The following is a 10,306-nucleotide window of genomic DNA, read 5'->3' on the forward strand; positions in this document are numbered from 1 at the left end:
ACGCCGTTGATGCAGTTGAGCATCGAGCTCTTGCCGGCGCCGTTGGGGCCGATGATGGCGCGCACCTCGTGCTCGCGGACGTCGAAGCTGATGTCGGTCAGCGCCTTCACGCCGCCGAAGCGCAGGCTGATGTTCTTGACCTCGAGGATCACGTCGCCGGTCTTGCGGGATTGCGTCATCACGCGGCCCTCTTCACGGCGGGGAAGCGCTTGACGTCGGCGATCTTCAGGTCGGCCGACACCGAGCCGCTGCGCCCGTCCTCGAAGCGCACCACGGTCTCGATGAACTGCGAGGACTTGCCCGCGTACATCGCGTCGACCAGCACCTGGTAGCGCTCGCCGATCGTGCCGCGCTTGACCTTGCGGGTGCGCGTCAGCTCGCCGTCGTCGGCGTCCAGCTCCTTGTGCAGGATCAGGAAGCGGCTGACCTGGCCGCCGGCGAGCATCGGATCGGCGGCGAGGTCGGCGTTGACCTTCTCGACGCACTCGCGGATCAGTTCGTAGACCTCGGGCTTGGCCGCCAGGTCGGCGTAGCCGCCGTAGGGCAGGTTGCGCTTCTCGGCCCAGTTGCCGACCGCTTCCATGTCGATGTTGACGAAGGCGCAGACCTGTTCGCGCCGGTCGCCGAAGGCCACGGCCTCCTTGACGTACGGAAAGAACTTCAGCTTGTTCTCCACGTACTTGGGCGCGAACATCGCGCCGTCGTTGCCGCCCCCCATCAAGCGGCCGACGTCCTTGGCCCGGTCGATGATCTTCAGGTGCCCGCCGGCGTCCAGGAAGCCGGCGTCGCCGGTGCGGTACCAGCCGTCGGCGCTCAGCACCTCGGCGGTGGCCGCGTCGTTCTTGTAGTAGCCCTTCAGCAGCCCGGGCGACTTGACGAGGATCTCGCCGCTGTCGGTGACCTTGATCTCGACGCCCGCGATCGGCACGCCGACCGTGTCGGCCTTGACCTCGTGGTCGGGCTGCAGGCACACGAACACCGCGGTCTCCGTCGAGCCGTAGAGCTGCTTGAGGTTGATGCCGATCGAGCGGTAGAAGGTGAAGAGGTCCGGCCCGATCGCCTCGCCGGCGGTGTAGGCCACGCGCACGCGGCTGAAGCCCAGCGTGTTGCGCAGCGGGCCGTAGACGCACAGGTTGCCCAGCGCGTAGTGCAGCCGGTCGGCCACCGACAGCGGCCGGCCGTCCATGCGGTCCGGGCCGACGCGGCGCGCCAGCGCCATGAAGTGATGGAACAGCGCCTTCTTCAGCCGGCCGGCGTCTTCCATGCGGATCATCACGCTGGTCAGCAGGCCCTCGAAGATCCGCGGCGGCGCGAAGTAGTAGGTCGGGCCGATCTCCTTGAGGTCGATCGTCACCGTCGCGGCCGACTCGGGGCAGTTGACGACGTAGCCGCACACCAGCCACTGCGCGTAGCTGAAGATGTTCTGCCCGATCCAGGCCGGCGGCATGTAGGCCAGCACTTCCTCGGACGAACCCAGCCTGTCGAAGTCGGCGCCGGCGCGCGCGCGGTCGAGCAGCGTGTGGTGGCTGTGCACCACGCCCTTTGGATTGCCGGTGGTGCCCGAGGTGAAGAACATCGCCGCCACGTCGTGCGGCGCCGCCTTCGCGGCCTCGGCCTCGACATGACCCCGGTGCTGCGCGTTGAAGGCGCGTCCGGCCTCGACCAGGGCGTCCAGCGCGGCCAGTCCCGGCTGGTCGTAGTGGCGCAGGCCGCGCGGATCGTCGAACCAGATGCGCGCCAGCTGCGGGCACTGCTCGCGGATCTCGAGCAGCTTGTCGACCTGCTCCTGGTCCTCGACCACCGCGAACGCGACCTCGGCGTTGTTGATCGGGAAGACGAACTCGCCCCCGACCGCGTCCTGGTACAGCGGCACCGGGATCGCGCCCAGCGACTGCGCCGCCAGCATCGATGCGTACAGCCGCGGCCGGTTCTCGCCGATGACGATGAGGTGCTGTCCGCGCTGCAGGCCGGCCGCCGCCAGGCCGCCGGCGAGGTCGCGCACCAGCGCTGCCAGGCCGCCCCAGCTGGTGGTCTGCCAGATGCCGTACTCCTTCTCGCGCAGCGCCGGCGCATCGGGGCGACGCGCGGCATGCTCGGCCAGAAGGCGGGGGAAAGTCGTCTCCAACACAGGGTCTCCTTCGTGGCGGCTGTCGCCTGGGTGACTCAGCCGCTCTCGGAGTCGAGATGCTAGGGGTTGGTTTGACGCCAACTTGTCGTTATGACGACAATCCTAGGGACAGCCCCTCCCGGACTTTCCCTTGTCGTGCCCATCGTGAGTGCACCAGCCACCTTGCGGGATCGCGCCCGCCCCGCCCAGGCCGCCGAGCTGGCCGGCATCCCCTGGCTGGCGGTGCTGGACCCGCCGCAACGGGCGCACGCCGCGGCCATGGTGGTGGTGGCCGAGGCCGAGGTCGGGGACCTGCTGTGCCGCATCGGCCGCCCGGCGACCTTCTGGTTCGGCGTGATCGACGGCCTGCTGAAGATGAGCAGCGACACCGAGCACGGCGCGCCGATCACCTTCACGGGCGTGCCGCCCGGCGCCTGGTTCGGCGAGGGCACGCTGCTCAAGCGCGAGAGCTACCGCTACAACATCGAGGCCCTGCGCAAGAGCCTGGTCGCCGGCCTGCCGATCGAGAGCTTCCACGAGCTGCTGGAGACGAGCCTGAGCTTCAACCGCTACGTGCTCAACCAGATCAACGAGCGGCTCGGCCAGTTCATCGCCGCGCGCGAGATCGACCGGATGACCGATCCCGACACGCGCGTCGCGCGCAGCCTCGCGTCGCTGTTCCACCCGGTGCTGTATCCCGGCGTGGGCTCGCTGCTGCGCATCACCCAGAACGAACTGGGCTACCTGGTCGGCCTGTCCCGGCAGCGCGTCAACCAGGCGCTCGGCGCGCTGCAGGCGCAGCAGCTGATCCGCATCGAATACGGCGGCGTGCGGGTGCTGGACCTGGCCGGCCTGCAGCGACGGCTGGTCAGCGCGCCGCAGGCCGCGGGTAGGCCGGCGGCTGCGCCTTCGGCACCGGCTGCTCCGCCAGGCGCCTGAGCAGCAGCTCGACGGCGGTGTCGAGCTGGGCGTCGCCGCCGTCGAAGGTGGCGCGCGGCGGGTTGTCGACCTCGATGTCGGGCGCCACGCCGGTGCCCTCGATCAGCCAGCCGCGGTCCAGCGTGAACTGCGCAGACTCGGCGGCGCGCACCAGGCCGTTGTCCAGCAGGCGGTTGCGGTCCGACAGCCAGACGCCGGCGCCGGCCGTGCGCTTGCCGATCACCGTGCCGAGCTGCAGCCGCCGGATGCCTTCGGCGAAGGTCTCGCCGTCGGAGTAGGTGTTCTCGTCGATCAGCACCGCGACGTGGCCGCGGAAGGTCTGCTGCATGTTCGAGAACGGCGGCGTGCCGGCCGGCGAGCGTGTCTGCCACCAGGCCCAGGTGCGGCGCATCAGCTTCTCGATGACCCAGCTGTCGATGCTGCCGCCGTTGTTGCCGCGCACGTCGATCACCAGGCCGTCGCGCTCGATCTGCGCGTAGAACTCGCGCGCGAAGCCGGCGATGTCGTCGGCGCCCATCGCGCGCAGGCGCAGGTAGCCGACGCGGCCCTCGCTGCGCGCCTGCACGCGCTCGGCGCGGCCGCGCTCCCAGTCGCCGGTGCGCAGCGCGGTCTCGCGGGCGGCGCCGACCGGCGTCACGATGACCGCGCGCTCCTGGCCGTCGGCGGCCTTGATCGCCAGCAGCACCTGGCGGCCGGCCTGGCCGCGCAGCCGCTCGGCGAGGTCCGGCACGCCGTCGAGCGGCCGGCCGTTGACGGCGACGATCAGCTCGCCGCGTACCACGCGCGCCGCGGCCAGCGGGCCGGCCTCGGACGGCAGTTCCGGGTCGCTGCGGTAGACGTGCTCGACCCGGAAGCCGCCCGCCACCGGGGCCAGCCGTGCGCCGAGCCCGGCGACCGCCACCTCGTCCGGCCCGGCGCGCAGGTCGGGCGTGAAGACCTGGCTGTGCAGCGTGCCCAGCTCGGCGACCATCTGCGCCAGCAGCTCGTTCAGCTCGGCGCGGTCGGTCACGCGCGGCAGCAGCGGCTCGTACTTGCGGCGCACCGCCGCCCAGTCGACGCCGACCATGCCCGGGTCGTAGAAGTGGTCGCGCTGCAGGCGCCAGGCGTCGGCGAACATCTGCCGCCATTCGGCGCGCGGGTCCACGGCGAGCTGCCAGTCGCCCCAGCGCACCTGCAGCTTCGCGGTCTCGGGCGGCAGCTTGGCCGCGGCCTCCGTCAGCAGGATGTCGCCGGCGTTATCGCCCTCGCCGCGCTTGACCAGCATCAGCTTCCTGCCGTCGGGCGTGAGCTCGAAGTCGCGCACGTCGGCGCTGAAGAGCTCGGGCTTGGGATCGGCGTTGTCGATCGCCAGGGTGCGCAGGCTGGCGCGGCGCTCGGGCGTGCTGTCGGCTTCCAGCAGGTAGAGGCGCTTGCCGTCGGTGCGCAGCTTCTCGTAGTTGCCGGGCGGCAGCGGCACCTCGTGCAGCCGCGCCGCGAGGCCGGCGCTGGCGATCGGCGGGAGCTTGGGGGCGGGCGCTGCGCTCGCGGCGCGCGCGGGTGCGGCCGGGGCGGCCGGGGCCGACGCCGCCGCGGCCGCTGCCGTCATCGGCGGCACCGGTGTCTCGAGCTCGTCGCGCGGCTGGAAGGGGAAGCGCAGCCCGGGCTGCAGCGCCAGCGCATAGACGCGCCCGCGGCGGTCGAAGTAGGGCCCCATGTTGCGGTCGCCCCAGGGGCTGCGGCTCAGCGACGCGAAATGCCGGTTCGACAGGAAGTAGAGCCACTTGCCGTCGGGCGTGAAGGCGGGTGAGCCGCTCTCGTAGCGGTCGCTGCTGAGCGTGTGCAGCCGGCCGTCGTCCAGCGTGTAGAGCAGCAGCTGGTCGCGGTAGGCGTGCACCTGCGGACGCACGATCGCCAGCGCGCGGCTGTCCGGCGACCACTGCACCGCAGGCTCGGCGGAGCTGAAGCGCGATGCGTCGATCACGCGGCTCGCCCCGCCGCCCGCCGCGGTGATGGCGGTCAGCGTCAGCCGGCCCTCCTTGTCGGCGTGGGCCAGCCACTGGCCGTCGGGCGACGGAAAGATCGCCTGCCGCAGCGCGCCGGCGTCGCGCGTGATCTGCAGCGGGCTGCCGCTGCCGTCGGCGGCGAAGCGCCAGATCTCGACCTCGCCGCTCATGTCGCACAGCGCGTAGACGTGGCGGCTGTCGTGGCCGAACACCGCGTGGCGGCAGCGCGCGTCGGCCGGGATCGGCAGCTCGGCGCGGCGCAGCGGGCCGGTGCCCTGCGTCGCGACGCGGCCGCGCACGGTGAGTGCGACGCGCTCGCCGCCAGGCGCCAGTGCGGCGCTGTCGAGGTAGGGCTGCGGCCGCTTGATCCAGCGCGTGCGCTGCTGGTCGAAGTCGCCGCCCAGGGTGACGGCGAGCGGCGCGTCGGTGTCGCTGACCAGGTCGGCGAGGCGCAGGTCGGCGCCGATCGCATAGACCACGCGCGTGCCCGAGATCGATGCATGCCGGATGTCCCAGCCGCGGTGGCGCGTGTGCTGGCGCGCGTCGCCGCCGTTCGCGTCGACCGACCACAGGTTGACCGTGCCGTCCTGGTCGGACAGGTAGGCGATGCGCGGGCCGCGTGGCGTGGCGTAGGGCAGGGGGCGCTGCAGGTTGGCGGCGACGGGCTCGCGCAGCAGCGGCCGGGCCTCGGCGTTGCCGGTCAGGTCCATCGCCCACAGCTGCGCCATCGCGCCGCCGCGGTAGCCGCGCGCGTTGTCGCCGCGCAGGCCGCTGCGGGTGAAGTAGAGCGTGCGGCCGTCGGCCGACACCGCCCCGTCGCTGGCCTGCGCCACCGGCAGCGGGCGTCGCCGCAGCGTCGCCGGGTCGATCGCGACGAGCTGGCGCTCGGGCTGGCCGGTCAGCGAGGGCACGGTCGCCAGCACCTCGCCGGCCGGAGTCCAGCCCCAGACCAGCGGGCGCTGGCCGTCCCACGTGAGTCGCTTCGGCAGCCCGCCGGCGACCGGCATCACGTGGACCTCGCCCGGGCCTTCGTAGGCGGCGACGAAGGCGAGCTGCCGGCCGTCGGGCGACACCGCCGCGTGGGTCTCGTAGCCCGGGTGCGTGGTCACGCGCTCGGCCGGACCGCCGGCCGCGCCGACCCGCCACAGATCGCCCTCCGCAGTGAACCAGACCTGCGCGCCGTGCAGCGCCGGAAAGCGGTAGAAGCCGGTGGACTGTGCCGCGGCGAGCGGCGCCGTCAGCGCCAGGCACAGCGCGGCCAGGAAGGGGTGCGGAAAGCGTGGCATGGACATCCTCGGCAAGCGCCTCGTGAGCGCGTCGGGGCGGATTGTGGCGGCGCGCCGGCCGCCGCCTCAAAGGTTGGTGATGCCCGACGCCACATGCCCCGCCGGCACGTGCGGTGCGGCGGCGTCGACGTGGCGGGTCTGGTCGTCGAAGAAGAAGTCGGGCTCGAACTCGCGCAGGAACTGGCCCTTGGGCAGGCCGCCGAGGAACATCGCCTCGTCGACCTCGATCTGCCAGCCCATCAGCGTGCGGATGGCGCGCTCGTGGGCCGGCGCGCTGCGTGCGGTGACGAGCGCCGTGCGCAGCCGCATCGCGTCGGTGCCTTCGCGCTGCAGGCGCTGCAGCGCCTCGAGCAACGGCTTGAAGGGCCCGGCCGGCAGCGGGCTCTCGGCGCGCTCGCGCTCGTGGGCCTGGAAGGCGTCGAGCCCCGCGCTCTGGAACACCTGCTCGGCCTCGTCGGAGAACAGCACCGCGTCGCCGTCGAAGGCGATGCGCACCTCGTGCGGGTGCGCGTCGGACGCACGCGCCGAATGCGTGGCGACGCGCGCCGCCGGCACGCCGGCCTCGAGCGCGCCGCGCACGTCGCTCTCGTTGGCGCTGAGGAAGAGATTGGCCGCGAGCGGCCGCAGGTAGCGCCAGGGCGCGGCGCCGCGCGTGAACACCCCGCGCTCGATCGGCAGGCCGAAGTGCTGGCAGGAGCGGAACACGCGCATGCCCGAGACCGGGTCGTTGCGCGACAGGATCACGACCTCGACGCGCTGCGTCGTGGCGTCGTTGAAGGCGAGCAGCTTCTTCACCAGCGAGAAGGCCACGCCCGGCTGGGCCGGCGCGTCCAGCCGGGCGAGCTGCAGCTGCATGTACGCGCGGTCGTCGCTGGACTCGAAGAGCTTGTTCTCCTCTTCGAAGTCGAACAGCGCGCGCGAGGAGATGGCCACGACCAGCTGGCCGGCGAGGGAGACGGGCATGCGCAGATGCTAGCCGGCCGGGCGCCGGCGCCGCGCTACTGCACGAACCCGATCGGCGAGCGTCGCGCGTGCTGTTCCGGCAGGTCGCGCACCTGCACCTCGTCGCGGGCCGCGAGCTTGGCGTTGCCGAAGGCCGTCATCCAGGCGCGGCGCATCTCGCGCGGCGCCAGGTCGGCCATCGCGTCCAGCACGTCGGACGGCGCCTCGGGGGCGAAGCGCTTGCCCCAGTCGTGCGAGGCGCGGATGCCGGCGTAGAGCTTGCCGGCGATCCTGCGCGCCGCGTCGCGGTCGGGCATCTGCACCTCGAACACGTTCATGCGGTTGAGGATGGGATCGGGAATCGCGCGCGCGTCGTTGGCGGTGGCGACCCAGATCACCTGGCTGGCATCGATCGGCACTTCGGCGTATTCGTCGGTGAAGGCGCCGGCGGTGTCGTGCTCGAGCAGGCTGTACAAGGCGCCCAGCGGGTCGTAGGCATGCTCGCCGCCGGTCTTGTCGATCTCGTCGACCACCATGACCGGGTTGGCGTACTGGCCGTCGACCAGGGTCTCGAAGACCTTGCCGGGACGGGCGCCCTTCCATTGGCTGCTGGCACCGCTCAGCACCCAGCCGGCGGTCAGCGAGCTCATGCTGAGGAAGCCCATGCCGGTGCCCAGCAGCTGGGCCATCTCGCGCGCGAAGTGGGTCTTGCCGACACCGGGCGGGCCCAGCAGCAGCATCGGCGTGATCTCGAGCGCGTCACGGCTGTCGGCGCACAGCGCGAGCTGGCGCTTCACGTCGTCGAGCACCTCGTGGAAGTTGGGCAGGTCGTCGTAGAGCTGGTCCATCGCGGGGATGCCCGAGGGCTTGACCTGGAAGCGCTCGGGCCCCTTCTCGAGCATGCGCTCGTAGGTCGCGCGCAGGGTCTCGTGCTCCTTGGCGGGCAGCTTCTCCAGGCGGCGCTCGACGTCGTGCAGCCGGTAGACGTTGCGCATGTGGGCGATCGGCAGGCCCATGCGGGGCGCCTGAGGCACGGTGACCAGATCGGTGGCGGTGGACGTCATGCAAACCCCCAAGCAACAACCCACTGAGACCCATTGCAGCAGATGGGCAGGCCGGTCAATGTCGGATCAACGCGGCAAACCCACGGCTGTTGACGGTCTGTGTAGCACGCGGCGTGCCATTGCTGCACCCCCCGGCCGCGTGCAGGCGCCGGCGGGCGTGAACTACTTGACCCAGGTGTTGAGCTGGATGATGGGCAGCAGCACGGCCAGCACGATCAGCATGACCACGGCACCCATCACGACGATCAGCAGCGGCTCGAGGATGGTCGCCAGCGCCAGCGCCCGGCGCTGCACCTCGGTGCCCAGCTGGTTGGCGGCGCGCTGCAGCATCACCGGCAGCTGGCCGGTCTGCTCGCCCAGCCGCGCGAACATCGCCAGCAGCCCCGGGAAGCGCCGCTTGCCCGACAGTGCCGACGCGAGCGGCGCGCCTTCGCGCACCTGCACCAGCGCGGCCATCGCATCGGCCCGCATCGCGCGGTTCGACAGCGTCTCGGCCGCCGCCTGCAGGGCCTTGAGGATGGGCACGCCGGCACCGGCCAGCATGGCCAGCGTGCCGGCGAAGCGCGCCGCGTTGTAGCCGCGCGAGAGCCGGCCGACCAGCGGCAGCGTCAGCCAGAACGCGTCGAAGCGTTCGCGGAAGGCCTCGTTGCGGCGCATCCACAGCAGCGTGCCGACGGCACCGCCGATCGCCAGCGCCAGCAGCCAGCCCCAGCTGCGCAGGAAGGCGCTGATGGCCAGCATCGCGCTGGTCAGGAAGGGCAGGGCGCGCTTGCCGCCGGCGAACACGCTGGCGACCTGGGGCACGACGTAGGTGACCAGGAAGACCACGATCACGATCGCCACCAGCGAGACGATCGCCGGGTAGAGCGCCGCGCCGATCAGCTTGCTCTTGAGCTCCTGGCGCTCTTCCAGGTCGTCGGCCAGGCGGTCGAGCACGACGCCGAGCTGGCCGCTCTGCTCGCCGGCGCCGACCACGGCGCGGTACACGTCGTCGAACTCGCGCGGCGCGCTGGCCAGCGCCCGCGCGAACGGCGAGCCGGCATTGACCTCGGCGCGCAGGTGGGCCAGCAGCTCGCGCTGGCGCGGGTCCTCGGCCTCGTCGGTCAGCGCGGTCAGCGCGCGTTCGAGCGGCAGGCTGGAGCCGACCAGACCGGCCAGCTGCCGCGTCCAGATCGCGAGGCTGGTGCTGGTGAAGACGCGGCGACCGAAGCGGAAGCTCCCGGTGTTGGCGGCCTGCGACATCACCTGCGTGACGTCCAGCGGGACCAGCTGCTGCAGCCTCAGCTGCGCGCGCGCCGCCCGGGCGTTGTCGGCCTCGAGCAGACCGCTCTTGGGCTTGCCGGCGGCGTCGAGGGCTTCGAACTTGTACGCGGGCACGGCGGGGAACTCCGCTTACTCGCGCGTCACGCGCAGGAGTTCTTCGAGCGACGTGGTGCCCGAGGCCACCAGGCGCTCGCCGTCCTCGCGCATGGTCTTCATGCCGGCCTTCTCGGCCGCGACGAAGAGTTGCGACTCGGCGGCGCGGTTGTGGATCAGGCCCTGCAGCGTCGAGTCGGCGACCATCAGCTCGTAGACGCCGGTGCGGCCCTTGTAGCCGGTCGTGCCGCACGTCGGGCAACCGACCGGATGCCAGCGGCCCCGGTCGTCCTGCTTCTTGCAGTCCGGGCAGAGCTTGCGCACCAGGCGCTGCGCCAGCACGCCCAGCAGCGAGCTGCTCAGCAGGAAGGGCTCGACGCCCATGTCGGTGAGCCGCGTGACGGCGCTCGGCGCGTCGTTGGTGTGCAGGGTGGCCAGCACCAGGTGGCCGGTCAGCGAGGCCTGGATGGCGATCTGCGCGGTCTCGAAGTCGCGGATCTCGCCGATCATGATCACGTCCGGGTCCTGGCGCAGGATGGCGCGCAGCGCCTTGGCGAAGGTCAGCTCGATCTTCGGGTTGACCTGGGTCTGGCCGATGCCGGGCAGTTCGTATTCGATCGGGTCCTCGAC

At 72.0% G+C, this 10,306-nt stretch carries 8 protein-coding genes; 1 reads left to right on the plus strand and 7 read right to left on the minus strand.

Going from position 1 to position 10,306, the window contains the following annotated elements; all coding sequences use genetic code 11:
- Both QZV97_RS19365 and QZV97_RS19370 read right to left on the minus strand, forming a co-directional pair.
- A partial coding sequence (locus QZV97_RS19365; RefSeq protein ID WP_295646649.1) for an ATP-binding cassette domain-containing protein occupies positions 1 to 179 on the minus strand: 179 nt, incomplete at its 3' end.
- A complete protein-coding gene (locus QZV97_RS19370) occupies positions 179 to 2,125 on the minus strand; it encodes an AMP-binding protein (protein ID WP_295646628.1) in 1,947 nt (648 codons plus the stop codon). The genes QZV97_RS19370 and QZV97_RS19365, both read right to left, overlap by 1 nt.
- A 147-nt stretch (positions 2,126 to 2,272) precedes the next feature.
- Here QZV97_RS19370 and QZV97_RS19375 point away from each other — a divergent pair, with 147 nt between their 5' ends.
- Positions 2,273 to 3,046, plus strand: coding sequence for a Crp/Fnr family transcriptional regulator (locus tag QZV97_RS19375; protein WP_295646631.1), 774 nt, complete (start codon positions 2,273 to 2,275; stop codon positions 3,044 to 3,046).
- On the opposite strand, the gene QZV97_RS19380 is transcribed toward QZV97_RS19375, so the two are convergent.
- The 5 genes from QZV97_RS19380 to QZV97_RS19400 form a co-directional block, all read right to left on the minus strand.
- Complete coding sequence (locus tag QZV97_RS19380; RefSeq protein WP_295646634.1) at positions 2,976 to 6,314, minus strand: S41 family peptidase; 3,339 nt, start codon at positions 6,312 to 6,314, stop codon at positions 2,976 to 2,978. The two genes, QZV97_RS19375 and QZV97_RS19380, sit on opposite strands and share 71 nt — an antisense overlap.
- A 66-nt stretch (positions 6,315 to 6,380) precedes the next feature.
- Complete coding sequence (locus tag QZV97_RS19385; protein WP_295646636.1) at positions 6,381 to 7,277, minus strand: 5'-nucleotidase; 897 nt, start codon at positions 7,275 to 7,277, stop codon at positions 6,381 to 6,383.
- 35 nt (positions 7,278 to 7,312) lie between these two features.
- Positions 7,313 to 8,320: an AAA family ATPase gene (locus tag QZV97_RS19390; protein ID WP_295646638.1), complete on the minus strand. Its 1,008-nt coding sequence runs from the start codon at positions 8,318 to 8,320 to the stop codon at positions 7,313 to 7,315.
- A gap of 162 nt (positions 8,321 to 8,482) precedes the next feature.
- Complete coding sequence (gene gspF, locus QZV97_RS19395) at positions 8,483 to 9,697, minus strand: type II secretion system inner membrane protein GspF (RefSeq protein ID WP_295646642.1); 1,215 nt, start codon at positions 9,695 to 9,697, stop codon at positions 8,483 to 8,485.
- A 15-nt stretch (positions 9,698 to 9,712) separates the two neighbouring features.
- The coding region (locus QZV97_RS19400; RefSeq protein WP_295646645.1) for an ATPase, T2SS/T4P/T4SS family at positions 9,713 to 10,306 on the minus strand (594 nt) is incomplete at its 5' end.

The sequence above is a fragment of the uncultured Methylibium sp. genome, from assembly GCF_902826655.1.
In the GTDB taxonomy this organism is placed as follows: domain Bacteria; phylum Pseudomonadota; class Gammaproteobacteria; order Burkholderiales; family Burkholderiaceae_C; genus Methylibium.

Coding starts and splice junctions, on each gene's coding strand:
- QZV97_RS19380 (WP_295646634.1), bottom strand. CDS start 6,314: ATGCCACGCTTTCCGCACCCCTTCCTGGCCGCGCTGTGCCTGGCGCTG.
- QZV97_RS19385 (WP_295646636.1), bottom strand. CDS start 7,277: ATGCCCGTCTCCCTCGCCGGCCAGCTGGTCGTGGCCATCTCCTCGCGC.
- QZV97_RS19390 (WP_295646638.1), bottom strand. CDS start 8,320: ATGACGTCCACCGCCACCGATCTGGTCACCGTGCCTCAGGCGCCCCGC.